Genomic DNA, 17,946 nt, shown 5'->3' with positions numbered 1-17,946 from the left:
GAGGCGTTATGCAAACCGAACGTATGACCATGGCTCAGGCGCTGGTCCGGTTCCTTAATCAACAGTACGTTAGCGTGGATGGTCACGAAACGCCCTTCGTGGAGGGCGTCGCCACCATCTTTGGGCACGGCAACGTGCTGGGTATCGGCCAGGCGCTGGAGCAGGAGCCCGGCCATCTGCAGGTGATGCAGGGCTGCAACGAGCAGGGTATCGCCCATATGGCGACGGGATTTGCCAAACAGCACCGTCGTCAGCGCATCTTTGCCGTCACCTCCTCCGTCGGGCCGGGCGCCGCCAATATGATAACGGCGGCGGCAACCGCCACGGCGAACCGTATTCCGCTGCTGCTGCTGCCGGGCGATATCTATGCCAGCCGCCAGCCCGACCCGGTGCTGCAGCAGATTGAGCAGTATCACGACCTCAGCATCAGCACCAACGACTGCTTCCGTCCGGTCTCCCGCTACTGGGACCGCATTAACCGCCCCGAGCAGCTCATGAGCGCGATGCTCAGCGCGATGCGAACGCTTACTGACCCGGCAGATACCGGTGCGGTGACGATTTGCCTGCCGCAGGACGTGCAGGGGGAAGCGTGGGATTACCCGCTGAGCTTCTTCGCGCGTCGCGTGCACCACATCGAGCGCCGTCCGCCCGATCCGCAGCGTCTGGCGCAGGCGCGGGCGCTGATCGCCCGCAAGCGTCGTCCGCTGGTGGTGTGCGGCGGCGGGGTGCGCTATTCCGGCGCACATGAGGCGTTTCACGACTTTGTCGAGACGCTGCAGCTGCCGTTTGCCGAAACCCAGGCCGGAAAGGGGGCGCTGGTAAGTGACCACCCACTTAACCTCGGTGGCGTAGGGGTGACGGGCGGAATGGCGGCCAACCAGCTCGCGCCGCAGGCTGATCTGGTGATTGGCATCGGCACGCGCCTGACCGACTTTACCACCGGCTCCAAGGCGCTCTTTTCCCATCCGGATGTCGAATTTCTGCTGCTGAACGTGGCCGAGTTTGACGCCCTGAAGCTGGACGCCACGGCGCTGATTGCCGACGCTCAAACCGGGCTCGAGGCATTGACCCACGCGCTTGGTGATTACCGCAGCGGCTGGGGAGAGGCGATCGCTGAGGCGAAATCCGCCTGGCGCGACGAGTGCCGTCGCCTGTGGGATCGCCAGTGGCGTCCGGACGACGCGCCCGAAGTGGCGGGGCACCTGGACGCGCAGCTGGCGGAGTACGGCGAGACGCTCAACACCCGCCTGACCCAGACGCGGGTGCTGGGGCTGATCAACCAGCATATTGAAGATAACGCCATCGTGGTGGGCGCGGCCGGTTCGCTGCCGGGGGATTTACAGCGCCTCTGGCAGGTCAAAACGCCGGACAGCTATCACCTGGAGTACGGCTACTCCTGCATGGGCTATGAGATTGCGGCGGCTATCGGCGCGAAGCTTGCCCGACCCGAGCAGCCGGTTTATGCCATGGTGGGGGATGGCTCCTACATGATGCTGCACTCCGAGCTGCAAACCGCTGTGCAGGAGGGGATTAAGATCACCATTCTGCTGTTTGATAACGCCAGCTTCGGCTGCATTAACAACCTGCAGATGGGGCACGGCATGGGCAGCTTTGGCACGGAAAACCGCCATCGCAACCCGGAAACCGGACGGCTTGACGGGCCGCTGGTGAAGGTCGATTTTGCGCTAAACGCGGAGAGCTACGGCTGCCGCGCCTGGCGGGTGCACGACGAGCAAACCCTGCTGACGGCGCTGGAGGCGTCCCGCGCGCATCCAGGCCCCACGCTGCTGGACATCAAGGTACTGCCGAAGACGATGACCCACGACTACGCCTCCTGGTGGCGAACCGGTGATGCGCAGGTGGCGGAATCGTCTGCCGTGCGTGAAGCCGCGGAGCAAACGCAGGCGCAAGTGAAAAAAGCTCGTCAGTATTAAGTTTTTCCGTCGTAACGAAATTTTCATTTCATTTTCCCCTCACCCTAACCCTCTCCCCAAAGGGGAGAGGGGATGGTGTGGTGCACTCTTTTCTCCCTCGCCCCTTTGGGGAGAGGGCCGGGGTGAGGGGAGCTGCTGTATGTCCTCCCATGTTGTGAGATTGATAACAAAATTTATCTCATTCATCTCAAAAGTGTTAACCCGCACTCAAAAACATAATTTTCACTATTTATAAAAATGAAATAAATGTTTTATTTATAGGGTCGTTAGTTCACAGCATTCACCAACACCGGGAGCCGTTATGTTTAACATTGCTTTACTGGGCGCTGGCCGAATTGGCCAGGTACATGCAGCTAACATCGCCAGCCACGGCGCGACCACGCTCTGGTCCGTGGTTGACCCGAATCAGGAATTTGCCACCCGCCTCGCCACGCAGTATCAGGCCCGCCAGCAGAGCCTGACTGAAGCGATGACCGACCCTAACGTTCACGCCGTGCTGATCGCCTCCGCGACCGATACCCACGCGGACCTGATTGAAATGGCCGCCCGCCACGGCAAGGCCATCTTCTGTGAAAAGCCGGTACACCTCGACCTTGCCCGCGTGCGCGACTGCCTGAAAGTGGTCAAAGAGTACGACGTGCCGCTGTTTATCGGCTTTAACCGCCGCTTTGACCCGCAGTTCCGCCGCGTGAAAACCGACGTGCAGGCCGGGCGCATCGGCAAGCCGGAATCGCTGCTGATCATCTCCCGCGATCCGTCTCCACCGCCTGCGGAGTACGTGCGCGTCTCCGGCGGCATGTTCCGCGATATGACCATTCACGATTTTGACATGGCCCGCTTCATCATGGGCGAAGAGCCGGTGTCGGTGTATGCCCAGGGCAGCAACCTGGTGGATCCGGCGATTGGCGAGGCAGGCGACATCGATACCGCGTTTATCGTCCTGAAATACGCTTCCGGCGCGATGGCGACCATCGTCAACAGCCGCCGCTCCTCGTATGGCTACGACCAGCGCCTGGAGCTGCACGGCTCCGAAGGGCTGCTGTGCGCGGGCAACATTCTGGAAAACCAGGTGCAGCACTACGGCAAACAGGGCTGCACGAGTGCGCTGCCGGAACACTTCTTCCTGCAGCGCTACAAATCCGCTTACGCCGCGGAATGGGAACACTTTGTCGCGGTCCTGCGCGGTGAAGCGGTGCCTGACTGCAGCGGCGATGATGGTGAACGTGCGCTGTACCTTGCGGATAAAGCGCTGGAGTCACTGCGCAGCCAGCGCGAGATCGTCCTCTAAACACCACAACCCTACACAGAGAGACATAATAATGAAAAAACTGATCGTAGCCGCCCTCATCGCCATGACGTCCGGGGCCGCCCTCGCCGAAAACGAGCAAATTGTTTTCAGTACGCCAAACCTGGCCATGCCGTTTGAAGTTCACATGCAGCGCACGGCGGTAAAAGCCGCAAAAGAGATGGGCGTGAAGCTTCAGGTACTGGACGGGCAGGGCAGTTCACCGAAGCAGGTGGCTGACCTGGAAAACGCCATCACCCGCGGCGCGCAGGGCTTTATCGTCTCCCCGAACGACGTGAACGCGGTCTCCAGCGCGGTGGATGAAATTCAGGATGCGAAGCTGCCGGTGGTCACCCTTGACCGCTCCGTCGACAGCCAGAAGAAAGTGCCGCACTTTGGCGCCAACAACTACAAAGGCGGCCAGGCGATTGGCGACTTCGTCAAAACCAAATTCCCCGACGGGGCGGAGATCATTCTGCTGACCGGCCAGCCGGGCTCCTCCTCTAACATCGAACGCACTAAAGGGATCCGCGACAGCCTGAAGGCGGGTGGCGATAAGTACAAGATCGTCGCCGATCAGACCGGCAACTGGATGCGTTCTGAAGGGATGCGCATCGTGGAAAGCGTGCTGCCCTCGCTGCCGAAACGTCCTCAGGTGATCCTCTCCGCCAACGACGACATGGCGCTGGGGGCGATTGAAGCCCTGCAGAGCCAGGGCGTGAAGCCGGGCGAAATTCTGGTCACCGGCTTTGATGCGGTACCGGAAGCGCTGGCCCGCGTGCGCGACGGCTGGCTGGCGGTGACGGCGGATCAGCGTCCGGGCTTTGCGGTGCAGACGGCGATGAGCCAGCTGGTGGCCAACGTGCGCGAGAAAAAAGCCATCACCGGGGCCGACTACCCGCCGACGCTGATCACCAAAGAGAACCTGCAGCAGGCTGAGCGTATCGGTGAGGCCGGTAACTGATTTATCCGCAGCCGCCGCTGGCGCGGCGGCTCACTCTAAAGGAGGAGCAGACCGATGTCGCAACCCTTACTGAAAGTGACCGACCTGGCAAAAAGCTTTTCCGGCGTCTGGGCGTTAAGCAGCGCCCAGCTGACCGTCGGCGCGGGCGAGATCCACGCCCTGCTGGGGGAAAACGGGGCGGGTAAATCCACGCTGCTGAAGGCGCTCGCGGGGGCGCAGCCGCAAACCCGCGGGGATATCTGGTTCAACGGCGAAACGCTGCCGGTGGACGACTCCCCGGTGGAACGGCAGAACAAGGGCATTATCACCATCTATCAGGAATTCAACCTGCTGCCCAACATGACCGTCGCGGAAAACATGTTTCTCGGGCGCGAGCCGCGTAAACGTAACCTGATCGTCGACGAAAAGGCGGTCAATCAGGAGGCGCAGGTCATTCTCGACTATCTGCAGCTGAACGTTGCGCCGACCACGCCGGTCGCCCGTCTGAGCGTTGCCCAGCAGCAGATGGTGGAGATCGCCCGGGCGCTGACCCTCAACGCCAGGCTCATCATTATGGACGAACCTTCCGCCGCGCTGAGCGACAGCGAGGTGGAAAGCCTGCACCGCGTGGTGCGCGAGCTCAAAAACCGCGGCGTGAGCATTATTTACGTTACCCACCGTCTGCACGAAGTTTTCCAGCTCTGCGATCGCTTCACCGTTTTCCAGGACGGCCGTTTCACCGGCACCGGCGCGGTGGCGGAGACCAACGTCGAACAACTGATCCGCCTGATGGTCGGGCGCGACGTGGCCTTTAATCGCCGTCCCGCCAGCGAAACCCATCATGAGGACAAACCCGTCCGTCTGGCGGTGAAGGGGCTGAGCCGCGAAAAGCCGCCGCTGGATCCGCACGGCATCGCCCTGCATGACATCAGCTTCCACGTTCACGCCGGGGAGGTCTTAGGCATTGCCGGACTGGTGGGCGCGGGACGCACCGAGGTGGCGCGCTGCCTGTTTGGCGCAGACGCGTTTACCGCCGGGAGCTTTGAGCTGGACGGCGTACCGTACCAGCCGCGCGACCCGCTCTATGCCCTCGACCAGGGCGTGGCGCTGGTACCGGAAGACCGCAAAAAAGAGGGGGCGGTGCTGGGACTGTCGATTCGCGACAACCTGTCGCTCTCCTGCCTCTCCTCGCTGCTGCAGTGGCGCTGGTTCGTGAACACCCGCAAAGAGGACGATCTGATCGAGTCCTACCGCAAGGCGCTGCAGATCAAAATGGTCAACAGCGCGCAGGAGGTGCGCAAGCTCTCCGGCGGTAACCAGCAAAAGGTGATCCTCGCGCGCTGCATGGCGCTCAACCCGCGGGTGCTGATCGTTGATGAGCCGACGCGCGGCATCGACGTGGGGACCAAATCAGAAGTGCACCAGGTGCTGTTTGACATGGCGAAAAAGGGCGTGGCGGTGATCGTGATCTCCTCCGATCTGCCTGAAGTGATGGCGGTGTCAGACCGGATCATCACCCTCAGCGAAGGCCGGGTGACCGGCGAGATCCACGGTGACGACGCTAACGAAGAACGGCTGATGACGATGATGGCCATCAACCACAACGCCCTGAACGCGGCATAACGGAGTTTCTCATGACGCAGATGATTTCTAAAACGCAGGCCCCGGTCAAACGCGCCGGACGCATCGATCCCATCGCCTTCTTCGAGCGCTTCGGGGTACTGATTTTCATGATCCTGCTGCTGATCTTCTTCCAGTCGCAGAACAGCAACTTTTTCTCTGAACGCAATATTTTCAACATACTGACCGAAGTTTCCATCTACGGGATCATGGCTGTGGGGATGACCTTTGTCATCCTGACCGCCGGGATTGACCTCTCCGTGGGCTCCATTCTGGCGGTCTGCGCCATGACCGCGGCGTACGTGATTAAGGGCGACAACTTCACCACCGTCGATCCGAACGCCTGGGGCGGCATGAGCTGGCTGATCGGGCTGGGGATTTGTTTGGCGATGGGCACGGCGATTGGCTTCCTGCACGGCCTGGGCGTGACCCGCCTGCGCCTGCCGCCGTTCATCGTGACCCTCGGCGGGATGACCATCTGGCGCGGCCTGACGCTGGTGATCAACGACGGCGCGCCGATTGCCGGTTTCGATCAGGGCTACCGCTGGTGGGGGCGCGGGGAGCTGCTCGGCATCTCCATTCCGATCTGGATCTTCGCCATCGTCGCCCTCGGCGGTTATCTGGCGCTGCATAAAACCCGCTGGGGCCGCTTCGTCTACGCCATCGGCGGTAACCCGGAGGCAGCGCGCCTGGCGGGGGTGAACGTCAAGCGCGTGCTGGTCAGCGTCTACGTGCTGATTGGCTGCCTGGCGGGGCTGGCGGGCTTCATTCTGAGCGCGCGTCTGGGGAGCGCTGAGGCGGTGGCCGGGATCTCCTTTGAACTGCGCGTCATTGCCTCGGTGGTGATTGGCGGCACCTCGCTGATGGGCGGCTACGGGCGCATCGGCGGCACCATTATCGGCTCCATCATCATGGGGATTCTGATTAACGGCCTGGTGCTGATGAACGTCTCGGCCTACTACCAGCAGATTATCACCGGATTAATTATCGTTCTGGCGGTGGCGTTTGATACCTACGCCAAGAGCCGTCGCGGCGCACTGTGAGGATCACGATGAAAGAGGTTCGTATTGGATTGATTGGCACCGGGTATATCGGCAAGGCGCACGCTATCGCCTATGCCCAGGCCCCGACGGTGTTCAACCTGCGCGGCAGGCTGGTGCGCGAGATGGTGGCGGAAGTCACGCCGGAGCTGGCGGCAGCGCGCGCGCAGGCGTTTGGCTTCAACCGCTCCACCGGCGACTGGCGGGCACTGGTGGCCGACCCGGCGATAGACGTTGTGGATATTTGCTCACCCAACCATCTGCATAAGGAGATGGCGCTGGAGGCGATCCGCCACGGCAAGCACGTCTACTCGGAGAAGCCGCTGGCGCTGCACGCCCACGACGCACGGGAGATGGTCGACGCCGCGAAGCGGGCCGGGGTGAAAACGCTGGTGGGCTTCAACTACATGAAAAACCCGACGGCGCAGCTGGCGAAGGAGATTATTGCCCGCGGCGAGATTGGCGAGGTGATCCACTTCTACGGCACCCACAACGAAGACTATATGGCCGACCCACGCTCGCCCATTCACTGGCACTGCTTCAAAGAGACCGCCGGGCTGGGGGCGCTGGGCGACCTCGCGGCGCATATCGTCAATATGGCCCAGTACCTGGTCGGGGAGATTGAGCAGGTCTGCGGCGACCTGAAGATCGTGGTCCCGGAGCGCCCGGCGAAGGCCGGCTCGTCGGACATGGTTGCCGTCGAAAACGAGGATCAGGCCCACGCGATGGTGCGCTTCGCGGGCGGGGCGCAGGGCATGATTGAAACCTCCCGCGTTGCCTGCGGCCGCAAGATGGGGCTGTCGTACGTCATTACCGGCACGAAAGGCGCCATCAGCTTCACCCAGGAGCGCATGGCGGAGCTGAAGCTCTATCTGCATGACGATCCGGTAAACCGTCAGGGGTTCCGCACCTTACTCGTCGGCCCGGCGCACCCCGACTACGCCGCGTTCTGCATGGGCGCAGGCCACGGGATTGGCTTTAACGATCAAAAAACGGTGGAGGTGCGCGACCTGGTGGACGGGATTGCCGCCGACGCGCCGATGTGGCCGGACTTCGAAGAGGGCTGGAAGGTGTCGCGCGTGCTGGACGCGATTGCGCTCTCGCACCGGGAAGGCCGCTGGCTGAACGTGAACGACATTGTCTGATGAGGTATCAACGTGGAAAAGCAGTTTGATGTGATATGCATGGGCCGCGTGGCGGTAGACCTCTACAGCCAGCAGATTGGTGCCCGTCTGGAGGACGCGTCGAGCTTCGCCAAATATCTCGGCGGGTCGTCGGGCAACGTGGCGTACGGCACCGCGCGTCAGGGTTTACGTTCGTCGATGCTGGCGCGCGTCGGCGATGAACATATGGGCCGCTTCCTGCGCGAAGAGCTCAACCAGGTGGGCTGCGATACCAGCCATCTGATCACCGATAAAGACCGCCTCACGGCGCTGGTGCTACTCGGCATTAAAGACCGGGACACCTTTCCTCTTATTTTTTATCGCGATAACTGCGCGGATATGGCGATTACCGCCAGCGATGTGGACGAAAGCTACATTGCCTCCGCACGTTGTCTTGCCATCACCGGGACTCACCTTTCTCATCCTCAGACCCGCGAGGCGGTGCTGACGGCGCTGGGCTATGCCCGCCGTCACGGCGTGCGCACGGTGCTGGACATCGACTACCGTCCGGTGCTGTGGGGGCTGACCTCCTTAGGCGACGGTGAAACGCGCTTTATCGCCGCCGATAAGGTCACCCGCGAGCTGCAGGAGGTGCTGAACCTCTTTGACGTCATTGTCGGCACCGAAGAGGAGTTTCACATTGCGGGCGGCAGCACGGAGACCCTGCAGGCGCTGGGGCAGGTGCGCTCAGTCAGTGAAGCTACGCTGGTCTGCAAACGCGGTGCGCTCGGCTGCTCGGTCTACACCGACGCCATTCCGCCCCGGCTGGACGACGGCCTGACGGTGACCGGCGTGCGCGTGGAGGTGCTGAACGTCCTCGGGGCGGGGGACGCGTTTATGTCCGGCCTGCTGCGCGGCTACCTGAACGATGAGGGCTGGGAGCAGGCGTGCCGCTACGCCAACGCCTGCGGCGCGCTGGTGGTCTCGCGCCACGGCTGCGCCCCGGCCATGCCGAGCAAAATCGAGCTGGATGACTATCTCTCCCGCGCTGCGAACGTGCCGCGCCCGGATCTCGACCCGCGTCTTAACCACCTCCACCGGGTGACCACCCGCCGCCGCGAGTGGCCGGAGCTGTGCGTGATGGCCTTCGACCACCGCAGCCAGCTTGAGGATATGGCGCTGCAGTGCGGCGCGTCGCTTAAGCGCATTCCGGCGCTGAAGCAGCTGATCCTGCAGGCCAGCCGCGAGGCGGCGAGCCGGGCCGGGCTGGAGGGCAAAGCCGGTCTGCTGTGCGACGGCACCTTTGGTCAGGACGCGCTGAACGCCATCACCGGGGAAGGGTGGTGGATTGGTCGCCCCATCGAGCTGCCGGGCTCGCGTCCGCTGGAGATGGAGCATGGCAACATCGGCACCCAGCTTATCAGCTGGCCTCAGGAGCATGTGGTGAAGTGCCTGGTCTTTTTCCACCCGGAAGATGCCCACGGCCTGCGCCTGGAGCAGGAGCAGAAAATCGCCGAGGTGTACCACGCCTGCTGCCAGTCCGGGCACGAGCTGCTGCTGGAGGTGATCCTGCCTGCGACCATGCCGCGCAGCGACGAGCTCTACCTGCGCGCCATCTCCCGCTTCTACAACCTCGGCATTTACCCGGACTGGTGGAAGCTGCCGCCGCTCTCCGCCGACGGCTGGACGGCGCTGAGCGAGATTATCGAACGTCGGGACCCGCACTGCCGCGGGGTGGTGATCCTCGGTCTGGACGCCCCGGCGGAACAGCTGCGCGCCGACTTTAAAGCCGCAGCGGGGCAGACGCTGGTGAAAGGCTTCGCCGTGGGGCGCACGCTGTTTGGCGATGCCTCCCGCGCGTGGCTGAAACACGATATTGACGATGCGCAGCTGGTGGCGCGCATCCGGGACAACTACCTGCAGCTTATCGCCTGGTGGCGCGAGCGCGGACACGCATAATGGAGACGACAATGAGTGTACAACTGGGCATTAACCCGCTGACGTGGACGAATGACGATCTGCCTTCTCTCGGCGCGGAAACGTCGCTGGAGACCTGCCTGAGCGAAGGGAAAGAGGCCGGTTTCGCCGGTTTCGAGCTGGGCAATAAGTTCCCGCGCGAAGCGCGCCTGCTTGGCCCCATCCTGCAGCGCCACGACCTGCAGCTGGTCTCCGGCTGGTACTCCGGCCGCCTGCTGGAGCGCAGCGTGGAGGAGGAGATCGCCGCCGTGCAGTCCCACCTGACGCTGCTGCGCGAGCTGGGGGCGAAGGTGCTGGTCTTTGCGGAAGTGAGCGGCTGCATTCACGGCGAGCAGCAGACCCCGGTGCACCTGCGCCCGCGCTTCCCGCAGGCTCGCTGGAGAGAGTACGGCGAGAAGCTCACCGAATTTGCCCGCTACACCCAGCAGCAGGGAGTCCAGATTGCCTACCATCACCATATGGGCACGGTGATTGAGTCCGCCGACGACGTGGACAACCTGATGACCCACACCGGCGACGCGGTGGGGCTACTGCTTGATACCGGCCATCTGACCTTTGCCGGGGCCGATCCGCTGGCGGTGGCGCAGCGCTGGGCGTCGCGCATCAACCACGTTCACTGCAAAGACGTGCGTGCCGACGTGCTGGCGGACGTGAAAAACCGTAAAACCAGCTTCCTCGACGCGGTGCTGAGCGGCGTCTTTACCGTGCCGGGCGACGGCTGCGTCGATTATCCGCCGATTATGCGGCTGCTGAAGGCGCAGGACTATCACGGCTGGCTGGTGGTCGAGGCCGAGCAGGATCCGGCCATCGCCCATCCGCTGACCTACGCCCGTCTGGGATATAACAACCTGAACCGCCTGGCGCGCGACGCCGGACTGATTTAAGGAGGTGACATGTCACGTCTGTTATCACGCTGGCAACAGCCGAACGCGGAGGGGCGCACCCAGTCCGTCACGCCGGAGAGCGCAGGGTGGGGATACGTCGGCTTTGAGGCGTATGAGCTGCAGGAGGGGCAGACGCTGACGCTGCCCGCCGTCCGCGAAGAGCGCTGTCTGGTGCTGGTCGCCGGACGCGCCTCCATCAGCACACCTTCCGCGCAGTTTAACGACATCGGCGAGCGGATGAGCCCGTTCGAGCGCATCAAGCCGTGGGCGGTGTACGTCACCCCGCAGGAGACGGTGCAGGTGAAGGCGCTGACGACGCTGGAGCTGGCGGTCTGCGCCGCGCCGGGCAAGGGCACGCATCCGACACGGCTGATTGCCCCGCAGGATATCGCCGGCGAAGCGCGCGGTAAGGGGCACAACCAGCGCTACGTGCATAACATTCTGCCGGAAGACAAGCCCGCCGACAGCCTGCTGGTGGTGGAGGTCTGGACCAACGAGGGCTGCACCAGCTCGTACCCGAGCCACAAGCACGACACGGATAATCCGCCCCAGGAGACTTACCTGGAGGAGACCTACTACCATCGCCTCAACCCGGAGCAGGGGTTCTGCATGCAGCGGGTTTACACCGACGACAGAGCGCTGGATGAGTGCATGGCGGTCTACAACCGTGACGTGGTCATGGTGCCGAAGGGCTACCACCCGGTGGCGACGATGGCCGGGTATGACAGCTACTACCTCAACGTGATGGCCGGGCCGGTGCGCAAATGGATGTTCACCTGGGAAGCGGACCACGCGTGGATTAATCGGGATTATCCCGCGGATGGCGGGCACTGAGGCTATTTTTTTGCCGGGTGGCGCTGCGCTTACCCGGCCTACAATTTACAAAATATTATTTTGCTTCAATCGCCTGCTCAATCGTCCGGGCGATAGCCTCCGGCTGGCTCACCATTGACACGTGGCTCGCGGAGACCTCGGTGGTTTTCGCATGGATCGTCTTCGCCATCGCACGTTCAAGATCGGGGTTGATCATTCGGTCATTTTTGCTGACCACAAACCAGCTCGGCTTAACATGCCACGCCGCGTGGGTCACCTTTTCACCAAACGCATCGGCCTTAATTGGCCCCTGCGTGGCCGCGATTGCAGTTTGTTCCTCGGGCTTCACGTCCGGCGCGAAATCCTTCCTGACGGCTTCCGTCGGCAGGTATAAATAGCCGTCCGCTGTTTTGGCAATGCCCGCGCTGCCCGGCGGTGCAGGGTAGCTTCCTGCCAGGTCCGCCGTCGACTGGCCGGAGTCAGGCGCGAAAGCCGCCACATACACCAGCGATTTTACCCGCGCATCGTTGCCCGCTTCGCTAATCACGGTGCCGCCCCAGGAGTGACCCACCAGCACTACGTCACCCCGCGCGCGGGCGATGGCCCGCTTTGTGGCGGCAACGTCATCTTTTAGCGACGTGAGCGGCAGCTGGACGGCAATGACCTCTGCGTGCTGTTTCTGCAACAGGGTAATGACCTTATTCCAGCTGCTGCCGTCGGCAAATGCGCCGTGTACCAGCACGACGCTGGTTTTGCTCTGTGCAAAGGCGCTGGCGGAAAGCGCCAGCAGGCCTGCCGTCAGTACAAACAGTGCTTTCATTTTCAGGTTCCTTAAAAATGGTGGACCGCCGCGTGGGGCGGTACGGTGAATTCAAGGGTTTTGTGATCGAGCGGCTTATGCGTCGGGTCGGCCAGAATAATGGTCACCTTGTGTTTCCCTGCGGGCAGCCCGACCAGGATCACTGGCTCTCCGCTGGCGTCAGCCCAGTGCCACGGCGCATCATCCACCACCACGTGAATGTGCCCGATGCGCGGGGTGACCTTGAGCGCGTCGGGCCCGAATACCGGCTCGATGCGAAGGTTTTCGGCGCGGTACTGGATAAACACCGCGCCTTTGCTCAGCGGCCCGGCAAGCGGCGGATCGACGATCAGTTTTGCAGGCGGCTGCGGCTGCGCCAGCGGGGCAACGGCGGCGGGGCCGTTAACGTCCGCGGCGGTCAGATTGTCCAGAGGTGTGGCCTGGGCACCTGCGACGGATGTCAGGACAAGCAGGGGGAAAATTACGTAGCGACGAATCATTGCTCTCTCTCCTCATCAGTTCTCAATGGCGACAGGGAAAGAAAACCATTTTTATGTATCGGAGATATTTGCCGGAGGGGGCGTTTTGTACCCGTTTGTCACCGTGGCCCGCGGGATACAGTGCGATACAGTTTGCCTCCCGGGACGGCGCACAATGGCTATCGCCAGCCCTGCAATCAGCAGCGTCAGGCCCGTCGATACCCCCATTGCACCCGCGATCCCCAGCGTTTTATTTAGCCACGCATAGGCATACGGTGAGGCTGCGGCCATAAGCTGACCGGGGATAAGCAGCATGCCCGTGCGGCGGGCATAGCTTTCCGCGCTAAACAGCTCCAGCGGCAGGGTGGCTTTAACAAGGGTAACCAGCCCATTGATGGCCCCATAGCCCAGCACAAAACCGGCCGCACACCAGACAAACAGGGCACTGCTCAACCCAACAATAAAACAGAGCGGCATGGCGAGAGCGGTAAAAAGCGTTAACGTGAAGGGCGTTAAGCGAGCCCCCGCCAGCACCTCCAGCGAGCGCGCGCCCGTCTGGCCGATTCCCCACAGCATGCCGATAGCGACCGGCAGACCGTAGTGGGCAATATACTCCGGCAGATGGGTGGAGGTGCCGTTAGAGACAAAGGTGATGAGGGCAATGAAGGCGGCATAAAGCCAGCCGTTTCGGCGCTCGTTGTTCAGCGGCGGTGCGGCGATTTCCGTCGTCACCGTCAGCCGCTGCCGGGGAAGCGTGCGGATCAGCAGCGCGCTCAGCAGGCCAAGCAAGGCATAAATGCGTAATGCGTCCTGCCAGCGCATCACGTGAAGCAGCGCATCGCCCAGCGGCCAGAAGACGACGGAGGCCAGCCCGCCCGCCAGCGTGACGCGCGAGATTGTTCTTCGCGCCTGCTGTCCGTAGAGGTTGACCAGCGCGGCGAAGAGCGCATCGTACAGCGACAGGCGCATTCCCACGCCTGCGACCAGCCAGGCGCCGTACCAGCCATAAAGCGTCCGGGTATACGCCATACAGGCACAGCTTGCGGCGATCAGCAGCGTTCCGCCCATCACCACCTTCTGACCGCCAAAGCGTGCCAGCAGGCGGGCGACAAAAGGGGATACTACCGCCATCACCAGCATCGCCAGCGTCAGGCCGAGGTAAATCTGCGGTGATGACCATCCCCGGTCGGCTGAAATGGCCAGCGCAAAGGTGCCGGGCATATAAAACGAGATCCCCCAGTTGATGAGCTGATTGCACCCGGCCGTGAGGGCGAGGCGGTGTGGCAGGGCAGGTGTTTCCATGAGTTTTCATTCCGCTATGCAGTTGTCCTGAGCATAACGGGCGCGGTATTGTGCTGGCAGGGCCGCAACCTTATGCGCGGTATAAGAGAAACTTTGAATGACGACGCTTAATCTGGGCTATCTCGCCACCTTCCGTCTGGTGATCCAGCGCGGCAGTTTTTCAGCGGCAGCGGACGTGCTGGGCCTCTCCCAGCCCGCCGTCAGCCTGCAAATACGCCAGCTGGAGCAGTTTCTGCAAACGCGGCTGGTGGAGCGTACCGGACGAGGGATTAAGGCGACGGCTGCCGGAGAAACCTTGCTGGCGCACGGGGAGCGTATTCAGCAGGTGGTGGATGACGCCATCCGGGCCGTGAATGCGTTTAGCCACGACGTAAGCGGCACCATTACCCTTGGCACGGGGGCAACGGCCTGCATCCATCTTCTGCCGCCGCTGCTGGAGCAGCTACGCCGCGACTATCCGCTCCTGAGCGTGGGGGTCACGACGGGCAACACCCTCGACATCGTCAGAGCTATCGAAGAGAACCGTCTCGATATGGGGCTGGTCACGCTGCCGGTGAGTGGCAGAGCGCTGGACGTGATGCCGGTGATGGACGAAGAGTTTGTCTTTATCGCCTCAAGGGAACAGCAGGCTGCATTCAGGGACTTCACCCCAGCCGCGCTGCACGTTCATCCGCTGATTGCCTTTGAATCAGGTAGTGGCACCCGGGCGCTGATCGACGGCTGGTTTGCCGCCCAGGGTTTAGCGATTGCGCCGGTGATGCAGCTTGGCAGCATTGAGGCGATCAAACGCATGGTTCGCGCAGGGCTGGGCTACAGCATCGTGCCGCGCATGGCGGTGGAACAGGAGGTCGATCGCGAAGGGCTATGCGTGATGTCGCTGATGCCCATGCTGCAGCGGCAGCTGGCGGTGGTCATGCGGCAGGATAAAATCCTCAGCAAAGGGATCGCGGCCCTTATTCGGCTCGTGCAACAGCCTTCGGCGGTTTAGCGGTCAGCGGTGTCGACGGTCAGGCTGGATTGCTGCGACTGGGTTTTATCCTGATGGTGGTACCAGGCGCCAATCGAAGAGTAAACGAAGCGGCCAAAGAAAAACAGGAAGCTGATGAGCAGTATGATGCGGGTCATTCGGGTGTTAAATCGATGTCGTTTGCGCATACGCGTGACCTGACTCACTCTGTTTTTCCTGGATAAGCCCTTCCGGGCGATAAGGATATTAAGGCACAGCGGGAAGATGGGGTCAATTCTGTGATGTGTAAATAACCGTCAATGTTTACATTAATTAATGTTATTGAAAATAATCAACGCATTTACCATATTGATAATATGAAGAAAAAGATGTCGAAAAAACGCCACAAAATGTTATTTGCGTAAAGTAGTTTGATTTATGTCAACGGATTCCCGGCCCTGATATTTAAAATCCTTCCTCCACACTGTTCGCCCGACATGCTGCCGGGCGGCGCGTACGTCAGGTTGGATGCCTGTCTTTATTTCCCTCTGGAGCGATAGGGGTTTAACCGGGCATCTATGAACATTCTCGCTTTCCTGAAAAAAAATGAAAACCGCTGGTGGGCATTGCCGCTTATTTTACCGGTGGTTTTACTTCCCGTGCTGAGCATTGCGAATACGCTAACGCAGTTGGGCGACGGCATTGTGGCACTCTATTATTTACCCCTCTCATTTTTGCTTTCGCTGATGATGTTCTTTGGCCTGGAAGCGCTGCCCGGGATCGTATTGTCACTGTTTATCCGCTATTACCCCTCGGTCGGGATGTTTGAAACCGTCGCCGGCGTGCTCCATTTTATCGTCCCTTTAGTGCTCAGCTGGGGCGGCTACCGGGTGTTTGCGCCCAGACGGAATATGACCGCGTACGGCGACATCCGGCTGATGGCGCAGCGCATCTTCTGGCAGGCCTTCTGCCCCGCGACGCTGTTTCTGTTACTGTTTCAGTTTGCGGTGTATTTAGGCGTGTATGAGAGCCGCCAGAGCCTGGCGGGATTAAACCCTCTTAATATTCGCACGCTCATCAACTACCAGGCGCTGCTGGTCAGCGGGCTGACGGGCGTGCCGCTGAGCTATCTGCTGATCCGCCTGATTCGTCATCCGCGTTATCTTAAAAGCCTTATCTCGCAGGTCCGTTCCCAGATAGACAAAAAGGTGACGATCGTTGAGTTTCTGGTGTGGGCAATCGCGCTTGGCGGGCTGCTTTCGCTGCTACTGCTCCCGATGAATGAAAACAGCTCCATTTTTACCACCAACTACACCCTGTCGCTGCTGATGCCGGTGATGCTCTGGGGCGCGATGCGTTTTGGCTATAAGCTGGTGTCGCTGATCTGGATACCGGTGCTGCTGGTGTCTATTCACTATTTTTACCACTATATCCCGGTGAACCAGGGGTATGACATTCAGCTGGCGATCACCTCTTCCAGTTACCTGGTCTTCTCGTTTGTGGTGATTTATATGTCGATGCTGGCGACCCGGCAGCGCGCGGTGAACAAACGCTCCCGCAGGCTGGCGCTACTCGACCCGGTCGTCCATATGCCTAACCTGCGGGCGCTGTCGCGTGAACTGGCGAAAAACCCGTGGTCGGCTCTCTGCCTGCTGCGCATTCCGGAGCTGGAAATTCTGGGCCGAAATTACGGCGTGTTGCTGCGCATTCAGTACAAACAGCAGCTGGCGCAGTGGGTGAATGGCACGCTCCAGCCCAATGAGCAGGTGTATCACCTCACCGGGTATGACATGGCGGTACGGCTCAATGCGGAATCACACCAGCAGCGGATTGAAGCCCTGGACGAGCATATCAAACAGTTTCGCTTTGTCTGGGACGGGATGCCGCTGCAGCCGCAGGTGGGCGTGAGCTATTGCTATGTCCGGTCCCCGGTTAACCATCTTTATCTGGTGCTGGGCGAACTGGGCGTGGTTGCCGATCTGTCGCTCTCCTCCAACCATCCGGAAAATCTTCAGCAGCGTGGGGCCATCCATTTGCAGCGCAGCCTGAAGGATAAAGTCGCGATGATGAGCCGCCTGCAAAAGGCACTCGATAACGACGAATTCGCCCTGCTGGTTCAACCCGTTCGCGGCCTGCGTGGCGATCGCTATCACGAAGTTCTGCTGCGGATGCCGGATATCAACGGGCTATTGATCTCCCCCGACCAATTCCTGCCCGTCGCGCAGGAGTTTGGTCTCTCCTCGCGGGTGGATTTGTGGGTGCTGGAGCATACCCTGCGCTTCCTTGCAGCGCATCGCGAAAAACTTCCCGGCCAGCGCTTTGCCATTAATCTGGCCCCGTCGACCGTGTGTCGGGTGCAGTTCCCGCTTGAGGTAAGTCGCCTGCTGGCAAAATACGCCATTGAGCCGTGGCAGCTGATTTTTGAGGTGACGGAGTGCAGTACCTTCGGCAGCGGGGAGCAGGCGCTACATATTCTCCAGCAGCTGCAGAAAATGGGGGTGCGCATTGCGATTGATGATTTTGGTACCGGGTATGCGAGCTATGCGCGGCTAAAAAGCGTGGATGCCGACATTCTCAAGATCGACGGCAGCTTTATCCGCAATATTGTCAATAACAGCCTGGATTATCAGATCGTGGCGTCTATCTGCCATCTGGCGCGCATGAAGAAGATGCTGGTGGTGGCTGAGTACGTCGAGACGGAAGAGATACGTAGCGCGGTTCACGCGCTAGGTATCGATTATGTGCAGGGCTATCTGATTGGCAGGCCGGCACCGCTTGAGTCACTGCTGGAAGCTGAAACGTCCTGCGCGGACGCCTGAGC

General features: G+C 61.2%; 15 protein-coding genes. 11 read left to right on the top strand and 4 right to left on the bottom strand.

Annotated elements, in window-relative coordinates; all coding sequences use genetic code 11:
- The first annotated feature begins 8 nt into the window (after positions 1 to 8).
- From iolD to iolB, 9 genes are all read left to right on the top strand, one after another.
- A complete protein-coding gene (gene iolD / locus GXP72_RS16955; RefSeq protein ID WP_208763157.1) occupies positions 9 to 1,934 on the top strand; it encodes a 3D-(3,5/4)-trihydroxycyclohexane-1,2-dione acylhydrolase (decyclizing) in 1,926 nt (641 codons plus the stop codon).
- Positions 1,935 to 2,235: 301 nt separating this feature from the next.
- On the top strand, positions 2,236 to 3,222 hold the full coding sequence (iolG, locus tag GXP72_RS16950) for an inositol 2-dehydrogenase (RefSeq protein ID WP_032675319.1): 987 nt from the start codon (positions 2,236 to 2,238) through the stop codon (positions 3,220 to 3,222).
- Between the two features lie 31 nt (positions 3,223 to 3,253).
- Entirely contained in the window at positions 3,254 to 4,183 is a 930-nt protein-coding gene (locus GXP72_RS16945; RefSeq protein WP_008502118.1) for a sugar ABC transporter substrate-binding protein, read from the top strand.
- A 54-nt stretch (positions 4,184 to 4,237) separates the two neighbouring features.
- Entirely contained in the window at positions 4,238 to 5,785 is a 1,548-nt protein-coding gene (locus GXP72_RS16940; protein WP_024907543.1) for a sugar ABC transporter ATP-binding protein, read from the top strand.
- An 11-nt stretch (positions 5,786 to 5,796) separates the two neighbouring features.
- Positions 5,797 to 6,825, top strand: a complete 1,029-nt coding sequence (locus tag GXP72_RS16935; protein ID WP_008502116.1) for an ABC transporter permease — start codon at positions 5,797 to 5,799, stop codon at positions 6,823 to 6,825.
- Between the two features lie 8 nt (positions 6,826 to 6,833).
- The gene (locus tag GXP72_RS16930; RefSeq protein WP_090420162.1) at positions 6,834 to 7,967 is read left to right on the top strand and encodes a Gfo/Idh/MocA family oxidoreductase; all 1,134 of its coding nucleotides are present in this window, start codon (positions 6,834 to 6,836) and stop codon (positions 7,965 to 7,967) included.
- Between the two features lie 12 nt (positions 7,968 to 7,979).
- Positions 7,980 to 9,884, top strand: coding sequence for a 5-dehydro-2-deoxygluconokinase (gene iolC, locus GXP72_RS16925; protein WP_090420159.1), 1,905 nt, complete (start codon positions 7,980 to 7,982; stop codon positions 9,882 to 9,884).
- Between the two features lie 11 nt (positions 9,885 to 9,895).
- Positions 9,896 to 10,786 carry a myo-inosose-2 dehydratase gene (gene iolE / locus GXP72_RS16920; protein WP_090420156.1) on the top strand — a complete coding sequence of 297 codons (891 nt, stop codon included), beginning with the start codon at positions 9,896 to 9,898 and terminating at the stop codon, positions 10,784 to 10,786.
- 9 nt (positions 10,787 to 10,795) lie between these two features.
- Positions 10,796 to 11,620, top strand: a complete 825-nt coding sequence (gene iolB / locus GXP72_RS16915; RefSeq protein WP_208763156.1) for a 5-deoxy-glucuronate isomerase — start codon at positions 10,796 to 10,798, stop codon at positions 11,618 to 11,620.
- A 55-nt stretch (positions 11,621 to 11,675) separates the two neighbouring features.
- On the opposite strand, the gene GXP72_RS16910 is transcribed toward iolB, so the two are convergent.
- Genes GXP72_RS16910 through GXP72_RS16900 form a run of 3 tightly spaced genes read right to left on the bottom strand, consistent with a single transcriptional unit; the run spans position 11,676 to position 14,179 of the window.
- Positions 11,676 to 12,419 carry an alpha/beta hydrolase gene (locus tag GXP72_RS16910; RefSeq protein WP_208763155.1) on the bottom strand — a complete coding sequence of 248 codons (744 nt, stop codon included), beginning with the start codon at positions 12,417 to 12,419 and terminating at the stop codon, positions 11,676 to 11,678.
- Between the two features lie 11 nt (positions 12,420 to 12,430).
- Positions 12,431 to 12,898, bottom strand: a complete 468-nt coding sequence (locus tag GXP72_RS16905) for a DUF6130 family protein (RefSeq protein ID WP_208763154.1) — start codon at positions 12,896 to 12,898, stop codon at positions 12,431 to 12,433.
- A 51-nt stretch (positions 12,899 to 12,949) separates the two neighbouring features.
- Complete coding sequence (locus GXP72_RS16900; RefSeq protein WP_208763153.1) at positions 12,950 to 14,179, bottom strand: MFS transporter; 1,230 nt, start codon at positions 14,177 to 14,179, stop codon at positions 12,950 to 12,952.
- A 97-nt stretch (positions 14,180 to 14,276) separates the two neighbouring features.
- On the opposite strand from GXP72_RS16900, the gene GXP72_RS16895 reads away from it, so the two are divergent.
- Positions 14,277 to 15,167: a LysR family transcriptional regulator gene (locus tag GXP72_RS16895; protein WP_111967903.1), complete on the top strand. Its 891-nt coding sequence runs from the start codon at positions 14,277 to 14,279 to the stop codon at positions 15,165 to 15,167.
- Here GXP72_RS16895 and GXP72_RS16890 read toward each other — a convergent pair.
- A complete protein-coding gene (locus GXP72_RS16890) occupies positions 15,164 to 15,352 on the bottom strand; it encodes a YfgG family protein (RefSeq protein ID WP_021241815.1) in 189 nt (62 codons plus the stop codon). The two genes, GXP72_RS16895 and GXP72_RS16890, sit on opposite strands and share 4 nt — an antisense overlap.
- 351 nt (positions 15,353 to 15,703) lie before the next feature.
- Between GXP72_RS16890 and GXP72_RS16885 the strand changes: the two genes are divergently transcribed.
- Positions 15,704 to 17,944: an EAL domain-containing protein gene (locus GXP72_RS16885; protein WP_208763152.1), complete on the top strand. Its 2,241-nt coding sequence runs from the start codon at positions 15,704 to 15,706 to the stop codon at positions 17,942 to 17,944.
- Positions 17,945 to 17,946: the final 2 nt, after the last annotated feature.

This window comes from Enterobacter sp. SES19, from assembly GCF_011765665.1.
In the GTDB taxonomy this organism is placed as follows: Bacteria; Pseudomonadota; Gammaproteobacteria; order Enterobacterales; family Enterobacteriaceae; genus Enterobacter; species Enterobacter pseudoroggenkampii.
This window is presented reverse-complemented; position numbering and strand designations above follow the sequence as displayed.

Coding starts and splice junctions, on each gene's coding strand:
- iolD (WP_208763157.1), top strand. CDS start 9: ATGCAAACCGAACGTATGACCATGGCTCAGGCGCTGGTCCGGTTCCTT.
- iolG (WP_032675319.1), top strand. CDS start 2,236: ATGTTTAACATTGCTTTACTGGGCGCTGGCCGAATTGGCCAGGTACAT.
- GXP72_RS16945 (WP_008502118.1), top strand. CDS start 3,254: ATGAAAAAACTGATCGTAGCCGCCCTCATCGCCATGACGTCCGGGGCC.
- GXP72_RS16940 (WP_024907543.1), top strand. CDS start 4,238: ATGTCGCAACCCTTACTGAAAGTGACCGACCTGGCAAAAAGCTTTTCC.
- GXP72_RS16935 (WP_008502116.1), top strand. CDS start 5,797: ATGACGCAGATGATTTCTAAAACGCAGGCCCCGGTCAAACGCGCCGGA.
- GXP72_RS16930 (WP_090420162.1), top strand. CDS start 6,834: ATGAAAGAGGTTCGTATTGGATTGATTGGCACCGGGTATATCGGCAAG.
- iolE (WP_090420156.1), top strand. CDS start 9,896: ATGAGTGTACAACTGGGCATTAACCCGCTGACGTGGACGAATGACGAT.
- iolB (WP_208763156.1), top strand. CDS start 10,796: ATGTCACGTCTGTTATCACGCTGGCAACAGCCGAACGCGGAGGGGCGC.
- GXP72_RS16910 (WP_208763155.1), bottom strand. CDS start 12,419: ATGAAAGCACTGTTTGTACTGACGGCAGGCCTGCTGGCGCTTTCCGCC.
- GXP72_RS16905 (WP_208763154.1), bottom strand. CDS start 12,898: ATGATTCGTCGCTACGTAATTTTCCCCCTGCTTGTCCTGACATCCGTC.
- GXP72_RS16900 (WP_208763153.1), bottom strand. CDS start 14,179: ATGGAAACACCTGCCCTGCCACACCGCCTCGCCCTCACGGCCGGGTGC.
- GXP72_RS16895 (WP_111967903.1), top strand. CDS start 14,277: ATGACGACGCTTAATCTGGGCTATCTCGCCACCTTCCGTCTGGTGATC.
- GXP72_RS16885 (WP_208763152.1), top strand. CDS start 15,704: ATGAACATTCTCGCTTTCCTGAAAAAAAATGAAAACCGCTGGTGGGCA.